Origin of the sequence: Nocardioides sp. NPDC057577, assembly GCF_042801335.1 — a bacterium.
GTDB lineage: Bacteria > Actinomycetota > Actinomycetes > Propionibacteriales > Nocardioidaceae > Nocardioides.
Genome location: NZ_JBHVGB010000152.1, coordinates 1 through 15,749 on the forward strand (window position 1 = coordinate 1; position 15,749 = coordinate 15,749).

Below are 15,749 nucleotides of genomic sequence, written 5' to 3' on the forward strand. Positions count from 1 at the left end.
GGGGGTATTGCCCCCCCCCGCGACGCCGACGACACCCGAGACCAAGCCCGCGCCGAGTGCCCGTCTGACGTACTTGAACCTGGTGAAGTCCCCCATATTTCGTCACGGTAGTCACAACCGTCACTTAGTTACCAGTGGACTCGCCCAGGCTGCGTCAGGAGTACGCCAGCAGGGTCTCGTCGATCCTCTCCCAGGCAGCACGGAGCTCGGCCAGGTCCTCGGGCCGCTTCCGGGCCAGGTCGGCCTGCTCGCGTACGTCCTCGCTCAGGTCGTAGAGGTGGTCGGTGCCGTCCAGCTGCAGGTACTTGAGCGAGCCGCGGCGCAGCGCCCGCTGTCCGCGCATGCGCCAGAAGAGGTCCTGGGTCTCGCGCGGCCGGCCGCCGAAGAGGAGTGGTACCAGGCTGGTGCCGTCCAGCGGGTAGTCCTGCGCCGGCGTCGCGCCGGCGAGCTCCAGGAAGGTCGCGGTCCAGTCGGTCGTGACCGCGGGCTCGTCGCTGACCTGGCGGCCGGGCAGGGTGCCGGGCCAGCTCAGGATGGTGGGCACCCGGATGCCGCCCTCGTTGAGGCCCGACTTCGCTCCGGTGAACGGCCACACGTTGGAGAACCGCTCGCCGCCGTTGTCGCTGGCGAAGAAGACGACGGTGTCGCGGAGCTGGCCGGTGCGCTCGAGCGCCCGGACGACCTGGCCGATCGACTGGTCGAGATCCTCGACCATGGTCTTGTACGTCGCCAGCGAGCCGCCGTCCCGGTGGAAGAGCACGCCGCTCTCCCCGCCCTTGAGCCGGGCGGTCAGCTCGTCGCTGACATCTCTGTCGTCCGGTCCCTCCCAGGGCCAGTGCGGAGTGGTGAAGTTGAGGTTGAGGAGCCAGGGGTCCTGGTGGTCGCGCTCGATGAAGTCGACGGCCTTCTCGGTGACGATCTCGGTGTAGTAGCGAAGGTCCTCGACCTCCACCTCGTCCTCATAGAGGTCGTACGCACCGTTGTGGCTGAACTTCGAGAAGTAGTCGATCCCGCCGGAGAAGTTGCCGAAGAACTCGTCCCAGCCGACCCGGGTCGGGCTGTACCAGGGCAGGAACCCGCAGTGCCACTTGCCGAAGAGCGCTGTCGAGTAGCCCTGCTCCTTGAGCAGTGAGGCCAGCGTCGGGTGGTCGAGCGGGATGCCGTGGAGCTTGTTCGGAGAGGCGATGGGCTCCGGCAGGCCGCCGGCGAGGCGACCGGGGTAGCGCCCGGTGTAGAGGCCGAAGCGGGTGGGGGAGCAGACCGAGGAGGCGGAGTACGCATCGGTGAACCGCACGCCCGAGGCCGCGAGCCGGTCCAGGTGGGGTGTCTTGATGTCGGGGGAGCCGTACGCGGACAGGTCGGCCCAGCCGAGGTCGTCGCCGAGGATCACGAGGAGGTTGGGCTTGAGCTTGGGCCGGTTGACCTTGCGGGCCCGGAACGGCGTCTCGACGGCTGCGTTGGCGGGGGTGGCGAGGCCGGTGGCGGCGACCGCGCCGGCTCCGGTGGCGAGCAGGCTGCGTCGGCTGAATGTGCTGGGGGAGGACACCGTATGGCCTTTCTTCAGTGAATAACTAGGAATAGAAGACTAGGTGACCGTCCGGCCGGCGGGCGGGGGTCTCGGGTCGCGGACGCGACGGGACGTTGGTCCCGTGGCATCTGGGCCCTAACCAAAGCGGCGTGGCGGCGTTACCTTGGTAAAGAACGGATCGCCAAGGGGGTGGGGACCGGTGCAGCAGCGACGCGATCGGGTGACGCCGGTCCTCTTCGCGATCACGGTCATGCTCGCGCTGACGGTCGCCGGGATCATCCATGTCGCCCACGGCGGCCAGGTGATCGGGCCGTTCGCGGTCGCCGACCAGGTCAGCTCGACCACCAGGCAGGCCAACACGCCCTACGTCTGCTGGGACGGCAACGGCGCCGGCTCCCTGACCCGGTGCCCTGACCCGCGTGGTGCCGACGGTCTGAAGTGGGTCTTTCCGGGCTACGAGGACGCCTTCCGGAGCGGCGAGTGCGCTTCGGGCGAGACCGGCGAGGGCGACCCTTCGACAAGCTCAAGACATCGCCTCTTCATCGAGTGCTCGATGTCCTGGCGCGGCACCCCGGTCTACCTCCACTACGCCTACTGGAGCGAGTGGCACGCCGGCCAGAGGAAGTACACCGCCACCGGTTCGACCCCGAGGATCGAGCAGCGCTCCGATGGCGCGATGTCGCTCTCCTGGCGCCCGCGCCGGTTGCCCACCCCGCACGGCCAGGCCTCCTGGGTCACCGCCGAGATGGTGGAGGGTCACGGCTGGAGCGTCGCCGCCTACGCCGGCGACGGTGAGGTCGCCCGCCAGGCGCTCGAGGAGTTCGGTGAGATCCGCGACCTGCGGGAGTGGCGCGGGCTGCCCCGCTGAGGACCGGTGACGACTCGGGGGATTGGGCACTTCTGACGTAGATTTCTGCCCGTGACCGAGACTTCGTCCGCTGCCGTTGCGTCCGATCTTCCGCTCCTGGACACCGTGCACCACGCTGCCGGTGACCCCGACCGCGAGCAGCCCTGGGCCGAGCTCGGCCTGAAGGAGGACGAGTACGCCGAGATCAGGCGCATCCTCGGCCGCCGGCCGACCGGCGCGGAGCTGGCGATGTACTCGGTGATGTGGTCCGAGCACTGCTCCTACAAGTCCTCCAAGGTGCACCTGAAGCAGTTCGGCGAGATCCCGCAGGAGACCCCGGCCGGCAAGATGCTCGCCGGCATCGGTGAGAACGCGGGCGTGCTCGACGTCGGCCAGGGCTACGCGGTCACCTTCAAGGTCGAGTCGCACAACCACCCGAGCTATGTCGAGCCGCACCAGGGCGCCGCGACCGGTGTCGGCGGCATCGTCCGCGACATCCTCGCGATGGGCGCGCGGCCGGTCGCCGTCATGGACCCGCTCCGCTTCGGTCCGCTGAGCGAGCCGGACACCCACCGGGTGCTGCCCGGGATCGTCTCCGGGGTCGGCCACTACGGCAACTGCCTGGGCCTGCCGAACATCGGCGGCGAGGCCGTCTTCGACGCCTCCTACCTCGGCAACCCGCTGGTCAACGCCCTCTGTGTCGGCGTGCTCCGCCACGAGGACCTCCACCTCGCCAAGGCGTCGGGCGCCGGCAACCTGGTGATCATGTACGGCGCGCGCACCGGTGGCGACGGCATCGGCGGCGCCTCCATCCTGGCTTCGGTGGAGTTCGACGAGGACGGTCCCGCGAAGCGGCCGAGCGTCCAGGTCGGCGACCCGTTCATGGAGAAGCTGCTGATCGAGTGCACCCTCGAGCTCTTCGCGGCCGGCATCGTGCGCGGCATCCAGGACTTCGGTGCGGCCGGCATCTCGTGCGCCACCTCCGAGCTCGCCGCTGCCGGTGACGGCGGCATGCACGTCGAGCTGACCAAGGTCCCGCTGCGCGACTCGACGCTCGCGCCGGAGGAGATCCTGATGAGCGAGTCCCAGGAGCGGATGATGGCCGTCATCGCGCCCGAGGACGAGGCCACCTTCATGGCCATCTGCGACAAGTGGGACGTCGAGGCCGCCACGATCGGCACCGTCACCGGCGAGGGCCGGCTCCGTGTCGACTGGCACGGCGAGCCGATCGTCGACGTCGACCCGCGCACCGTCGCCCACGACGGCCCGGTCTACGAGCGCCCCTACGCCCGCCCGGCGTGGCAGGACGCGCTGCAGGCCGACGTGGCCGAGAAGCTCCCGCGTGCGGCCTCTGCCGACGAGCTCCGCGAGACCGTCCTGAAGCTGGTCGCCTCGGAGAACCTGTGCGACAAGTCCTGGATCACCGAGCAGTACGACCGCTACGTGCGCGGCAACACCGTCCTCTCCCAGCCCGCCGACGGCGGCATGATCCGTGTCGACGAGTCGACCAACCTCGGTGTCGCGCTCGCCACCGACGCCAACGGTCGATTCGCCAAGCTGGACCCCTACGCCGGTGCCCAGCTCGCCCTGTCCGAGTCCTACCGCAACGTCGCCTCCGTCGGCGCCAAGCCGCTGGCCATCTCCGACTGCCTCAACTTCGGCTCCCCGGAGGACCCCGACGTGATGTGGCAGTTCGCCGAGGCCACCCGCGGCCTGAAGGACGCCTGCCTCGAGCTGGGCATCCCGGTCACCGGCGGCAACGTCTCCCTCTACAACCAGACCGGCGAGGTCGCCATCCACCCGACGCCGGTGGTCGCGACGCTCGGTGTGATCGAGGACGTCACCACGCGTACGCCTTCGGACTTCCAGGCGGCCGACGAGGTCGTCGTCCTCCTCGGTGAGACCCACGAGGAGCTCTCCGGCTCGGAGTGGGCCCACGTCGTCCACGGCCACCTCGGCGGGCTGCCGCCGAAGGTGAACCTGGCGGCGGAGAAGGCGCTCGCCGAGCTGCTGCTGGAGGCGCGCTTCGTCACCTCCGCCCACGACCTCTCCGACGGTGGCCTGATGCAGGCGCTGGCCGAGCCGGCGATGTCCGCAGGGCTAGGCGTCTCCGTCACGCTCGCCGGTGACCCGTTCGTCGCGCTCTTCTCGGAGTCGGTCGCCCGTGCGCTCGTCACCGTCAAGGCCGACGACGTCGAGCGGCTCACCTCGCTGGCCGAGCGCCACGGGGTCGCGGCGACGCAGCTGGGCGTGACCGGCGGCGCCACCTACTCGATCGCCTATGACGGCGGCAGCGTCGAGATCCCGCTCGAGGAGCTCACCGGCGTCTGGCGCTCGACCCTGCGGGACGCGCTGGCCTGATCGGCGCCGCGCCGGCGCGGCTTGCGGTGGATGATCCACTCGGCGATCAGCAGGTTCACGACCCAGCTGACCCAGGCCGAGGCCGCGGCGGCGCTGGCGAGGGTGGGGTCCTCGGTGCCGAGGTCGGCGCCGGTCATGACCTCGGGCACGAAGACCATGATCATCACCATCCCCCAGAAGCGGTTGGCGACGATCGAGAACGCCATCGCATAGCTGCGGTACATCCATTCGCGGTGGTCCTTGAACCGCCGCTGCCGCGCGGCACGGTAGCCCTGCACGGTGAACAGCAGGAACAGCACGGCCAGGAACGTGTTGCCGACCTGCTGGGACGGTCCGGCGGCGGGGAACTGGCTGGTGACCAGCGCTGCCAGGCCCGTCGGGATCGCGGTGACGACATAGGTGCGTCCGGTCCAGCGGTGCACTTTCGGGTGGTTGTTGCGCAGCCACGGCCACAGCTGGAGTACGCCGCAGCAGAGCATCACCGAGCCGAAGAAGATGTGCGTCACCAGCGCCGGGTAGAACGCCGGGCCGCGGTCGGTGGGAACGAGCGACTGCGACGGGTCCAGGCCGACATACCGCGGCAGCGCCGTCACCAGGAAGATCACCGTCGCGGCGGCCAGCGGGAAGACCCACCATTGGCGCGCCAGGGGTCGTGTCGAAGTGCTCATGAGCCGTCCGATCTAATAGCGTATGAGATTAACTGTTTATACAGTACGCAAATAGAGGAGGCGGTCAACCCGTTTCTGGAAGGAGCAGTGCATGATGGACGCGATGAGTTCCGAACTGATCCCTCGTCTGTGGGGCAAGCCTCCGGCCGGCCGGCGCGGCCCCAAGCCGGCGCTGAGCGTCGCCCAGATCGTCGAGGCCGCCTACGCCATCGCCGACGAGCAGGGCCTTGCCGCCGTCTCGATGGCCCGGGTCGCCGAGGCGGCGGGCTGCTCGCCGATGGCCCTCTACCGCCACGTGAAGAACAAGGACGAGCTGCTCATCCTGCTCGCCGACCGCCTCTGTGCGGACCTGCCCGCGCCGCCGCGAGACCTCGACTGGCGCGAGGGCCTGGCGGCCTGGATGCGCGCGCAGGTCGACCTGGCGCTGAGCAAGCCGTGGTTCCTGGACCTGCCGCTCGCTGCCACGCTCCCCGGGCCCAACCGCCTCGCCTGGATCGATCTGGGGTTCTACTACCTGCGCGAGGTGGCTCTGCCCGCGGAGGAGAAGCTGGCGATCCTGGGGATCATCTCCCAGTACGGCCTGGGTGAGGCTCGGGTCGAGGTCGAGGCGGCTCGGCTGACGGAGAACCCCTTCGCGACCTTCGAGCAGATGCTCGTGACGTACGCGGATCCGGAGCGTTTCCCGCATCTGATGGCGTCGATGGCCACCTGGCGGCCCGCCGAGTCGGGCGAGGGATCCGACTCCGATGACCCCTCGGCCTTCGGGCAGGGCCTGCTGATGGCTGGGATCGCGGCCCACATCGAGCGCCACCTCGGGCGCAGCACTCCTGAGTAAAGGTAGATACCCTGGCGGGGATGTTCCCCCACCTGCATCGCCCCGTGTCCTATGTCCTCGCCCTGCTGCTGGCGACTGCCGCGCTGCTCGTCAGCGCTGGTCCGGCCTCCGCGGGGGAGGGCGGGACGATCAAGCGGCTCGCGAACAACGCTCGTTCTGACGCGGGACTGGGCCCGCTGACGCGCGACTCCGCGCTCGACGGGCTGGCGCGTAAGTGGGCCTACAAGATCGCCGCCGACGAAGCGCTCTCGCACAACCCTGACCTCGCCGAGCAGGTGCCGGAGGGGTGGCAGGGGATCGGGGAGAACGTCGCCATGGGCTATCCGACCGGTGCCCAGATGCACAAGGGCTGGATGAACTCCGACGGGCACCGGGCCAACATCCTGGGCGACTACACCCACATCGGGATCGCGTTCGTCGTGGTCGAGGGCACCAGCTGGGGCGTCCAGGTCTTCGCGAAGTACCCGCCGGGCGTGCGGCCGACCGCGAAGCCGAAGGCCACCACGCCGGCGCCGACCGCTCCGGCGACGACCGAAGCTCCTCGTGAGACCCCGAAGCCCAAGAAGTCGGCGACCGCGTCGCCGACCCCGTCGCGTACGCCGTCCGCCTCCGCATCGCCGACGAAGTCGACCTCGACCTCGCCCTCGGCGTCACCGTCCGAGTCCGAGTCGGCGCTCGCCGGCGACTCGGAGACGGCCGGCCCGGTGACCTTCAGTGACGCCTCGGACGGTCCGGCTCCCACCTCCAGCGGGCTGTTCGGGATCGGCTACGTCGAGATGGCCGTCGGGGTGCTCGGGCTCTCGGGGCTGGGGCTGCTCATCGCCTTCCTGCTGGCTCGTCGCCGGCGCCGCGAACGGCTCCGGCGCGACCTGGAGGCACCTCCCGCGCGGCACGTCCGCCCGCACCCTGGTGGCCCGGTCTACCGGGGCCAGGTGCATCCGGCGGGCCCCGGCCAGCCCAACCCGGGCCGCCCGATCCCGCGCCCGATCCCGCGCCCGATCCCGCGCCCGAACCTTGGGCCGAACCCTGGGCGCCCCGGCAACCCCGGTCCTCCGTATCCCGGAGACAACCGCCAATGGTGACGACCTAGTCGGCGACCGCGGCGACGGGCCGACGGCTGTCGGCAGGCGCCTGCCGTGCCGACGGCGTACGCCGGAAGACGACGAACGCGACCACGGCCGAGATCGCCATCATCGTGACCGGGAGCCAGAACGCGACCTGCAGGGCCTCGGCGGCCAGCGGCGCGACGGCCGCTCGCTCGGTGGGCGAGAGGGAGCCGATCGCACCGATGCCGTCGCTGCCCAGCCCGGGCAGGCGGGTGGAGAGTGCGGCGGCCAGGAGCACCGAGACGCCGGCGGTGCACAGGGCGGTGGCGATCTGGTTCAGCACGTTGATCATCGTCGAGCCGGCCGGGATGGCGCTGTCCTCGAGGTAGCGGGTCGCGATGGTCATGGTCGGCAGCATCACGAACCCGGCGCCTGCGGTCGCGACGGCGTGGGTCGTCGCCAACTGCAGCATCGGTGCGTCAGCGCTCAGCTGGAGCGCCAGGGCGCCGAAGCCCAGCGTGGAGACCACGATGCCCGAGCCGATCACCGGCAGCGGCGGGTAGCGGTCGATGAGTCGACCGGAGATCTGGATCATGATCCCGGCCGCGATACCGGCCGGAGCCATCAGCAGGCCTGCGGTGGTCGCGGACTCGCCGCGTACGACCTGCCAGTAGAGCGGCACCAGGATCATCGAGCCGAAGTAGCCGCCGGCGAAGCAGACCAGCAGCGCGGCGCTGCCGCCGGTCAGGCGCCGGCCGAGGAGCCGGATGTCCAGCAGAGGAGCCGCGGCGCGGAGCGCGTGCCGGACGAAGAGCGCCACGAGGATGATCCCGGCCCCGATCGGGAGCAGTACCTGAGCGTCGAGCAGGGTGCCCTCGGCGAACGAGGTGCCCAGCACGAGGAGTGCCATCGCGGGCGGAAGCAGGAGCAGGCCGCGTACGTCCAGGCGCGCGCTCGGGCCGCGCTCCAGGCGCGGAAGGTTGCGCATCCCGAGGACGAGGCCGAGCACACCCAGCGGCAGGTTGATGAGAAACATCCACCGCCACGACATCGTGTCGAGCAGCCAGCCTCCGAGCACCGGTCCGAAGACGGGCCCGACCAGCACCGGCAATCCCATCAGCGCCATCAGGCGGCCCCGCTCCTCGTGTGGGGCCGAGCGCAGCGTCAGGGTCATCGCGGCCGGCATCACGAAGCCGCCGCCGAGTCCCTGCAGCACCCGGAACGCGATCAGCGACTCGACGTTCCACGAGGCCGCGACCAGCCCGGACCCGATGGTGAAGACGCCGATCGCGGTCAGGAAGACCTGGCGCGCGCCGAACCGGCTGATCGCCCAGGCCGCGGCCGGGATGACCGTCGCCAGGGCGAGCGTGTAGCCGGTCGCGACCCATTGGATCACCGGCAGCGAAGCGCCCGTCTCCTGGGAGAGACGGGCGATCGCTACCGCGACGATCGTGATGTCGATCGGGATCATCACCGTGCCGGCGATGACGGTGAGCACGATCGTTGTCGGGCTCGGGGCCGTGCGGGGTCGGGGTGTCATGCGTCCAGTGTGGAAGCTAAAGTGAACTTGAGGTCAAGGGGTTTCGGCCCGACCTCAGCTCGACCTCTCCATGGTCCGTACGCCGACGAGCACCCCGCCCACCGCGACGGCAGCGGCCGCGACGAAGCCGCCGATGACGACATCGGCCGGGAACTGGCCGGCGAAGAGCGCCCGCTCCGCCTCCACGACGTACGTCATCGGGTTGATGTCGCTCAGGAACCGCAGCCAGCCGGGAGCGCCGTCGAGGGGGAGCAGGACGCCGGAGAGGAGCAGCAGCGGGAAGATCAGCATCTGCTGGACCGTCCAGAACACCCAGTCCTGCTCCTTCGCGGCGGTGGCCAGCGCGAAGCTGAGCGCACCCAGACCGATCGCGAAGAGCGAGACGATGACGGCTCCGACCAGGACCCCGCCGAGGTGGAGGTCGAAGCTGAACGGGGTCACCACGGCGAGGATGACGACCGTCTGGAACAGGACCGGCACGACCTCCTTCAGGGCCCGCCCGACCAGCAGGGACGGCCTCGACAGGGGCGAGACCAGCAGCCGCTCGTGGGAGCCGGAGCGGATCTCGGCGGTCAGGTCCGCGCCGGTCATCGAGGCGCCCATGAGTGCGGTCATCACGACGATGCCCGGCACGAACCACTGCAGCGCGCTGCCGGTCTCGACCTCGGGCAGGAGCGGGGCGAAGAGGCCAAGGAAGACCAGCGGCTGCACCATCGCGAACAGCATGGAGGCCGGCTGACGCAGCTTGGGTGTGAGCTCGCGGAGCAGCACGGTCCAGGTGTCGGTGAGGAACCCGGTCGAGCGGCTCGGGACGCGGGAGGCGTGGCGGACCTGTGTGGCGGGGACGGTGAGAGTGGTCATGCTGCTGCTCCTTCGGTCTGGGTGCTGGCGTTGCGGGTTGACTCGGCCGACTCGCGCAGGCTGCGGCCGGTCAGGTCGAGGAAGACGTCGTCGAGGGTGGGGGCGTGGACCTCCATCCGGATCGCGGGCGTGCCGTGGGCGGCCAGGTCGATCGCCATCGCCGGGGCGCTGTCGGCGCCGCGCGGCGTGCGGATCGAGACCTGCGTCCCGATGCGCTCGATGAGGGTGGGACCGGTCAACGACGACTCGGCGCGAGCGGCCGCGGTCGCGGCGTCGGCCTCGCTGCCGAAGCCGAGGAGCACCAGGTCACCGAGCCGCTCCTTGAGGCGAGTGGCGGTGTCGTCGGCGATCACCACGCCGTGGTCGATGACGATCACCCGTCCGGCGAGCGCGTCCGCCTCCTCGAGGTAGTGGGTGGTGAGGACGATCGTGGTGCCGCCCTCGTGGAGGCGGCGGATCTGTTCCTGCAGGTTGGCGCGGTTCTGCGGATCGAGGCCGGTCGAGGGCTCGTCGAGGAACAGCACCTCGGGGTGGTTGAGCAGCCCGATCGCGATGTCGAGCCGCCGCCGCTGGCCCCCGCTGAGCGTCTGCACCGCTCGGTCGGCGTACTCCTGGAGGTCGAAGGCCACGAGCAGCTCCTCGATGCGCGCCTTCGCGGCGGCTCGCGGGATGCCGTGGGCGCGGGCCTGGGACATCAGCTCGTCGCGGCCACGCTGGACGAAGGCCGCGGCGTTGCCCTGACCGACGTAGCCGATCGAGCGCCGGACGGCCGCGCGGGAGCGGACGACGTCGTGGTCGGCGACCTCGGCGGTGCCGGAGGTGGGCGGGATGAGGGTGGTCAGCATCCGCAAGGTCGTCGACTTGCCGGCTCCGTTGGGACCGAGGAAGGCGACGAGCTCACCTTGGTGGATCTCCAGATCGAGCCCGCGTACGGCTTCGACGGTCTTCTTGCTTCGGGTGAAGTGCCTGGTCAGCGCCTGAGTGCGGATCACCGGCCGCTGGTTGCTGTGGTTCGTCATGCCTCCAGCCTCTGACGTCATGCGGTCAGCTTCTGTCCGCTTTCGAAACTTTCTTCCGAGATCCGGTTTAGAAGTCCCGCGAGTGGGTAAGAGAGAGCTAGCGCGGCGTCGGTCGGCTCGAGGAGGGGGCGAGCCGACCGACGCGCGGTCTCGTTCCAGTTCATGTGCGAATCAGGTCACGACCTGACCGCAATCACGCTTAGGGTCGGACTCATGAGCGAGCGTCAGCGAGCGACAATCAGCCTCAGGCCGTCGCGTCCGTATCCTTGCCTCTGTTCGACGGAGGCGACGGCATGAGCACGAGCGCCCGGATGCTGCAGCTCCTCTCCCTGCTGCAGACCCACCGTTTCTGGCCCGGCACGGAGCTGTCCGTGCGCCTCGAGGTCAGCGACCGTACGTTGCGGCGGGATATCGAGCGGCTGCGCGATCTCGGCTACGACGTGGACGCCACCCGCGGGGTGGCCGGGGGCTACCAGCTCCGGGCCGGCAATGCGCTGCCGCCGTTGCTGCTCGACGACGAGGAGGCGGTCGCGATCGCCGTCGGGCTGCGCACCGCTGCTGCCGGCCTGGTCGCCGGGATGGGGGACACCTCGGCTCAGGCGCTGGGCAAGGTCGTCGCGCTGATGCCGCCGCGGCTGCGGCGGCGGATGGACGCAGTCACCTCGCAGACCGACTCCCTCCCCTGGGGCGGCCGGGTCCCGCTGGACGCGGGTGTGCTCGGGATCCTGGCGCAGGCCTGCCGCGACGACGAGGCGCTGACGTTCACCTACCAGGCGCCCGAGGCCGAGCCGACCCGGCGGCGCGTGGAGCCACACCGGCTGGTGACGCTCGGCAACCGCTGGTATCTCCTCGCCTACGACCGGGTCCGCCAGGACTGGCGATCCTTCCGTGTCGACAGGGTCAGCGACCCGACGACCACCGGTCAGGTGTTCCGCCCGCGGGAGATCCCGGGCGGGGACGCAGCCGCGTACGTGCAGGCGGGCATCCGCTCCCGCCCCGCAGCCCATGAGATCTGCGTCCACTTCGGCGTCGAGCCCGAGGTGGTCGCGCAGCGGGTGGGACGCTGGGGCGAGGTCGAGCCCGCCGAAGGTGGCTGCCGGCTGCGCATGCACGCCGACGATCTGGGCTGGCCGATGATGATCCTCGCCGGCGTCGACGCCGACTTCACGGTCGAGCAGCCCACCGAGCTGGCCGAGCTGGTCAAGCAGGCGGGGGAGCGTTTCGTCCGCTCATCTGCCTGAGCGGGCCGCCCACTCCTCGCGTAGGAGCCCGTAGACCACCAGGTCCCGGCGCTCGCCCGGATAGGCCTGCGCGCCGCGCATGGTGCCCTCGTGGGTGAAGCCGAGACGCTCAGCGACCGCGCGGCTGCGCTTGTTGAAGACGGAGGTGTCGATGATCGCCCGGGCGATGTCGTACTCGTCGAAAAGGGTGTCCAGCAGCGCCGAGACGGCGCGGGTGATCAGGCCGCGGCCCTCGTACGCCTCGCCCAGCCAGTAGCCGATCGTGGCCGACTTCTCGTAGAGGTTGATCCGCGCGGTCGTGGCGCCGGCGACCTTGCCGTCCTGGCGGATGACGCATGGGACCGCCTCGCCCTTGACCCACTGGTTCAGCAGGTAGGTGCCGAAACCGGCGACGCTCAGCATGGTCTGGTTGCCGTGCGCCCACGGCTCCCACTCCCGGAGGTGTTCGAGGTTGGCGTTGATGAGCTGGTGGACGGCGAAGTCGGTCGACCGGTCACGCAGGACCATCTCCGCGCCGTTCCCGAGGTCGATGCTGAACAACTGATCTCCTACCGTGCCGAACCGGGGCCTGGAGCGTCGCCGTCCTGCAACGCATCCAGGATCAGCGTGCCGTACGCCCGCATCTGAGCCAGCACCGGGATGACCTCCCCCGGGAACCGGCAGATGACCGCGTACGCGGCCCGGCGGCCACCGACGTCGAGCAGCCCGACCTCGGCGCGGACACCCTCGTCGGTGCCGGTCTTGCTCCACACCCGCAGGTCGTGAACAGGATCGGTGTGGGCCAGCGGGTCCAGGCCGAACGCGGCGGAGACCATCGACAGGTCGGCGGACGGCGCCAGCCAGGACAACACGGTGGGGTGTGGCGTACGGAAGTAGGCGACCCAGTCGGCGGCACAGCCGATGGAGAGCATCGGTGCATCCTCCGGCCCGCGTACGTCCCGGACCGAGTCGTTCAGCATCGACCCGCCCGCGGCCAGCCGACGCGCGACGGCCTGGACCGGAGCGAGGCCGACGTGGCCGAGAAGCACGTTGGTTGCCAGGTTGTCCGAGACCGCGCCCACCAGCCGGGCGCAGTCGTTCAGGGTCAGCGCGGGGGCGTCGAGATGCTGCCACAGGCCGCTGTCGGCCACCGGCGCGACGCTGTCCTTGCGCAGCATCAGCTGCCCCAGCGACGCGTCCTCGTCGAGCAGCTCGGCGAGGTGGTGCAGCAGGAAGATCTTGGCGACGCTGGCGGTCGGCAGCAACAGGTCCGGGGTGGATTCGACGAGGGTCTCACCGGAGCCCGTGTCGACCGCGAGGATCGACCACTCCGTCCGTGAACTCATGCGACGGATCCTAGGCAGAGGACGACTGCTCCTCGCGCAGCTCGCCGACGACCTGGATCTTCTGCCAGATCTTGCGGGAGAGGTCGACGGTGAGGCCCTCGACGGTGCTGACCGTGTCCAGGACGACGTTGTCCTGGGAGTCCTCGGCGCACAGCGCGGCCGTCTTGCCGACGAGGCTGAGCAGCTCGGAGCAGTACTCCAGATAGTGGATCAGCCCGTCGGCGTCGAGGGTGAACCGGACGCTGGCCGAGGTGGGCGTGAACCCGGTACGCAGCCGCTCGGGGTCCTTGGTGAGCTGGTGCATGTCGATGATGTGGGCCAGCGAGCGCAGCCGGTGCAGCAGCTTCAGCGCCCGCGACCGCAGCAGCCGCTCCGGGATCGTGTAGAGGAAGAAGATCGCGACCGCGGCGAAGATGAGGTCGTTGACGGTGCTCTCCATCAGCGGTAGCCACTGGACGCCGGTGAGCGTCTCGTCACCGAACGCCGTCGCGAGACCCCAGATGATGGCGACCAACGTCAGCACGAGGACGGCCAGGATCAGCACGCGGGAGACCCCGCGCGTCCACAGCAACCGTCGCCGGAGCCGGTCCCCGACGCCGGAGGACTCCCTGATCAGCCCGCTCAGCTCCTCCGCGACCTTTACCAGGCCACGGTCGGGGAAGCGTGCCGCGATCCGTCCGTGCAGCGTCTCGACGGTCGTCAGCACCATCTCCGACTCGAGTCTCTCCAGTCCCACGTCACCGGAGCGTAGTGGTCGCGTGCCGCCACGGTGGGAAACCACCGCAGATAGGGTGTCGACGTGCCAGCCCGACTCAAGCCCGCGGCCGCGGCTGACGTGGCCGATGCCCTGGATCGCGTACGCGCCGAGGAGCCCGCCAAGGCCGACCTACGGCTCCTGACCAAGCACTTCCTCGCCGTGCTGGAGCAGCGCGCGCCGGGCAAGAGCGTCGAGGTGCGCGTCCCGCCCTATGCCGCGGCGCAGGTCATCGAAGGCGTACGCCACACCCGCGGCACCCCGCCGGCGGTGATCGAGACCGACGCGGTCACCTGGATCGCCCTCGCCACCGGAGCGATGACCTGGTCGGACGCCGTCGATCAGGCCCGGGTCAGGGCGTCTGGAGAACGCACCGACCTGTCGGCGTACCTGCCTTTGGGTGGGGTAGTCCGGTAGCGAACTGCCCGTATACCCGCCAGTAATAGGCAGTTCGCTACCGGACTACCCGACCAACCCCTTCCGGACTTATCCACAGGCCCCCAGAAAGCGGATGCCATGGGGCCGATCTCGGCGCACGCTGGCGGCATGGCGAAGCGAGCACAGCATTTCCGGCCGCGGCAATGGTCTGCGGAGCGACCACACGTGGTGATGCCGCTGCCACTCGACCCCACCGGGCGGGCGGGGCCGACAACCAGGCAGAGTCGCGGGAGTCGATGGAGGCGCGTCTGGCGTGGGCTGTACGTTCCGGCGAGCGTCGACTCGTCCGACGCACAGCAGAGGGTGTTGGAGGCTGCGGTCCTGCTGCCTAACACAGGCGCAGTGACGGGATGGGCAGCGTACGCATGGGCCGGTGCGAAGTGGTTCGCGGGGATGGGCGAGGCGCGGCCGGTGACGTTGGCGACGTATGGTCACAAGCTCCTCACCCAGCCTGGCCTTGCGGTCTCAGCCGAACGGATGCCGCCGCAAGAGCGTCGCTGGATCGACGGGCTTCCGGTCACGAGTCCCGCCAGATCGATCGTCTTCGAGATGCGGTACTCGTCGGATGTACGTGACGCGGTGCGATGGCTCGACCTGGCGATGGCGAGCGACCATGTCAGTCAGAACGAAGCGGCAGCGTACATATCGACGCTGAACGGCTGGACTGGTGTCGGGATGGCTCGGGAGGCGATCGTCCTGGCTGACGAGAACGTCTGGTCGCCGCGGGAGGTCGACCTACGACTCCTGTGGCGGATCGATCTCGGGCTCAGCGCGCTGGTGTGTAATCGTCCGGTCTTCGATCTCGAGGGTCGGCACATCGGGACCCCAGACGTACTCGATCTCGAAGCCGGTGTCGTGGGGGAGTACGACGGCAAGCTCCATCTGGAAGGCAAGCGGAGGGCTGTCGACATCCAACGCGAGGGTCTGTTCCGCGCAGCGGGCCTCGAGTACGTCACCATGGTCTCTCGCGACATCGGTGACCCGAATGGGTTCCTCCGTCGCACCCTGGAGGCGAGATCTCGTGCGCGTCGGATCGCCGTCGCCGACCGCCGTTGGACGATCGATCCACCCCGTTGGTGGACCCCCACCCACACCGTCGAACAGCGCCGAGCGTTGAACGACGTCCAGCGGGAGCGCTTCTTGGCGAATCGGGCGGGGTGACGGTGGGCTCGGGGTAGTCCGGTAGCGAACTGTCCATATACCCCCCCGGAATAGGCACTTGGCTACCGGCCGACCCGCCGCCCGCCCCCCCCCCCCAAATAGCCCCCAAAGAGCCACGCCCCCCC

Annotated in this window: 15 protein-coding genes; 7 read left to right on the top strand and 8 right to left on the bottom strand. The window is 69.9% G+C overall.

What is annotated here, in order from left to right; all coding sequences use genetic code 11:
• Window positions 1–154: 154 nt before the first annotated feature.
• Entirely contained in the window at window positions 155–1,546 is a 1,392-nt protein-coding gene (locus tag ACFU7D_RS23155) for a sulfatase-like hydrolase/transferase (RefSeq protein WP_378871690.1), read from the bottom strand.
• A 181-nt stretch (window positions 1,547–1,727) separates the two neighbouring features.
• On the opposite strand from ACFU7D_RS23155, the gene ACFU7D_RS23160 reads away from it, so the two are divergent.
• Both ACFU7D_RS23160 and purL read left to right on the top strand, forming a co-directional pair.
• Entirely contained in the window at window positions 1,728–2,396 is a 669-nt protein-coding gene (locus ACFU7D_RS23160) for a hypothetical protein (protein ID WP_378871693.1), read from the top strand.
• A 51-nt stretch (window positions 2,397–2,447) separates the two neighbouring features.
• Complete coding sequence (purL, locus tag ACFU7D_RS23165) at window positions 2,448–4,736, top strand: phosphoribosylformylglycinamidine synthase subunit PurL (RefSeq protein ID WP_378871696.1); 2,289 nt, start codon at window positions 2,448–2,450, stop codon at window positions 4,734–4,736.
• Here the strand turns inward: purL and ACFU7D_RS23170 are convergent.
• Window positions 4,655–5,404 carry a DUF2306 domain-containing protein gene (locus tag ACFU7D_RS23170; RefSeq protein ID WP_378871699.1) on the bottom strand — a complete coding sequence of 250 codons (750 nt, stop codon included), beginning with the start codon at window positions 5,402–5,404 and terminating at the stop codon, window positions 4,655–4,657. The two genes, purL and ACFU7D_RS23170, sit on opposite strands and share 82 nt — an antisense overlap.
• A 103-nt stretch (window positions 5,405–5,507) precedes the next feature.
• Here ACFU7D_RS23170 and ACFU7D_RS23175 point away from each other — a divergent pair, with 103 nt between their 5' ends.
• The gene (locus tag ACFU7D_RS23175; protein WP_378871702.1) at window positions 5,508–6,239 is read left to right on the top strand and encodes a TetR/AcrR family transcriptional regulator; all 732 of its coding nucleotides are present in this window, start codon (window positions 5,508–5,510) and stop codon (window positions 6,237–6,239) included.
• Between the two features lie 20 nt (window positions 6,240–6,259).
• Window positions 6,260–7,321 carry a CAP domain-containing protein gene (locus ACFU7D_RS23180; RefSeq protein WP_378871705.1) on the top strand — a complete coding sequence of 354 codons (1,062 nt, stop codon included), beginning with the start codon at window positions 6,260–6,262 and terminating at the stop codon, window positions 7,319–7,321.
• Between the two features lie 4 nt (window positions 7,322–7,325).
• Here the strand turns inward: ACFU7D_RS23180 and ACFU7D_RS23185 are convergent, their stop codons facing one another.
• From ACFU7D_RS23185 to ACFU7D_RS23195, 3 genes are read right to left on the bottom strand one after another with little or no spacing between them, the layout of a single operon-like run.
• Entirely contained in the window at window positions 7,326–8,825 is a 1,500-nt protein-coding gene (locus tag ACFU7D_RS23185) for a DHA2 family efflux MFS transporter permease subunit (protein ID WP_378871708.1), read from the bottom strand.
• Between the two features lie 54 nt (window positions 8,826–8,879).
• Window positions 8,880–9,686, bottom strand: coding sequence for an ABC transporter permease (locus ACFU7D_RS23190; protein WP_378871711.1), 807 nt, complete (start codon window positions 9,684–9,686; stop codon window positions 8,880–8,882).
• Window positions 9,683–10,705, bottom strand: a complete 1,023-nt coding sequence (locus ACFU7D_RS23195) for an ATP-binding cassette domain-containing protein (protein WP_378871714.1) — start codon at window positions 10,703–10,705, stop codon at window positions 9,683–9,685. Before ACFU7D_RS23195 ends, ACFU7D_RS23190 begins: the two co-directional genes overlap by 4 nt.
• Window positions 10,706–10,998: 293 nt before the next feature.
• Between ACFU7D_RS23195 and ACFU7D_RS23200 the strand changes: the two genes are divergently transcribed.
• A complete protein-coding gene (locus ACFU7D_RS23200; RefSeq protein ID WP_378871717.1) occupies window positions 10,999–11,946 on the top strand; it encodes a helix-turn-helix transcriptional regulator in 948 nt (315 codons plus the stop codon).
• Here the strand turns inward: ACFU7D_RS23200 and ACFU7D_RS23205 are convergent.
• The 3 genes from ACFU7D_RS23205 to ACFU7D_RS23215 are packed head-to-tail and all read right to left on the bottom strand — an operon-like array spanning window position 11,935 to window position 14,007.
• Window positions 11,935–12,486 carry a GNAT family N-acetyltransferase gene (locus tag ACFU7D_RS23205; protein WP_378871720.1) on the bottom strand — a complete coding sequence of 184 codons (552 nt, stop codon included), beginning with the start codon at window positions 12,484–12,486 and terminating at the stop codon, window positions 11,935–11,937. The two genes, ACFU7D_RS23200 and ACFU7D_RS23205, sit on opposite strands and share 12 nt — an antisense overlap.
• 8 nt (window positions 12,487–12,494) lie before the next feature.
• Window positions 12,495–13,271 carry a serine hydrolase gene (locus tag ACFU7D_RS23210; RefSeq protein WP_378871723.1) on the bottom strand — a complete coding sequence of 259 codons (777 nt, stop codon included), beginning with the start codon at window positions 13,269–13,271 and terminating at the stop codon, window positions 12,495–12,497.
• Between the two features lie 10 nt (window positions 13,272–13,281).
• Window positions 13,282–14,007, bottom strand: a complete 726-nt coding sequence (locus ACFU7D_RS23215) for a hypothetical protein (protein WP_378871726.1) — start codon at window positions 14,005–14,007, stop codon at window positions 13,282–13,284.
• A gap of 63 nt (window positions 14,008–14,070) precedes the next feature.
• Between ACFU7D_RS23215 and ACFU7D_RS23220 the strand changes: the two genes are divergently transcribed.
• Together ACFU7D_RS23220 and ACFU7D_RS23225 are read left to right on the top strand one after the other, a co-directional pair.
• Window positions 14,071–14,442 (top strand): sterol carrier family protein, encoded by a 372-nt coding sequence (locus tag ACFU7D_RS23220; protein WP_378871729.1) that lies wholly within the window; start codon window positions 14,071–14,073, stop codon window positions 14,440–14,442.
• 129 nt (window positions 14,443–14,571) lie between these two features.
• Window positions 14,572–15,624 carry a hypothetical protein gene (locus tag ACFU7D_RS23225; RefSeq protein ID WP_378871731.1) on the top strand — a complete coding sequence of 351 codons (1,053 nt, stop codon included), beginning with the start codon at window positions 14,572–14,574 and terminating at the stop codon, window positions 15,622–15,624.
• The last annotated feature ends 125 nt before the right edge of the window (window positions 15,625–15,749 follow it).

What these genes read in the sequence shown, in the direction of transcription:
- ACFU7D_RS23170 (WP_378871699.1), bottom strand. Translation starts at nt 5,404, where the DNA reads ATGAGCACTTCGACACGACCCCTGGCGCGCCAATGGTGGGTCTTCCCG.
- ACFU7D_RS23175 (WP_378871702.1), top strand. Translation starts at nt 5,508, where the DNA reads ATGAGTTCCGAACTGATCCCTCGTCTGTGGGGCAAGCCTCCGGCCGGC.
- ACFU7D_RS23180 (WP_378871705.1), top strand. Translation starts at nt 6,260, where the DNA reads ATGTTCCCCCACCTGCATCGCCCCGTGTCCTATGTCCTCGCCCTGCTG.
- ACFU7D_RS23185 (WP_378871708.1), bottom strand. Translation starts at nt 8,825, where the DNA reads ATGACACCCCGACCCCGCACGGCCCCGAGCCCGACAACGATCGTGCTC.
- ACFU7D_RS23190 (WP_378871711.1), bottom strand. Translation starts at nt 9,686, where the DNA reads ATGACCACTCTCACCGTCCCCGCCACACAGGTCCGCCACGCCTCCCGC.
- ACFU7D_RS23195 (WP_378871714.1), bottom strand. Translation starts at nt 10,705, where the DNA reads ATGACGAACCACAGCAACCAGCGGCCGGTGATCCGCACTCAGGCGCTG.
- ACFU7D_RS23200 (WP_378871717.1), top strand. Translation starts at nt 10,999, where the DNA reads ATGAGCACGAGCGCCCGGATGCTGCAGCTCCTCTCCCTGCTGCAGACC.
- ACFU7D_RS23210 (WP_378871723.1), bottom strand. Translation starts at nt 13,271, where the DNA reads ATGAGTTCACGGACGGAGTGGTCGATCCTCGCGGTCGACACGGGCTCC.
- ACFU7D_RS23225 (WP_378871731.1), top strand. Translation starts at nt 14,572, where the DNA reads ATGGCGAAGCGAGCACAGCATTTCCGGCCGCGGCAATGGTCTGCGGAG.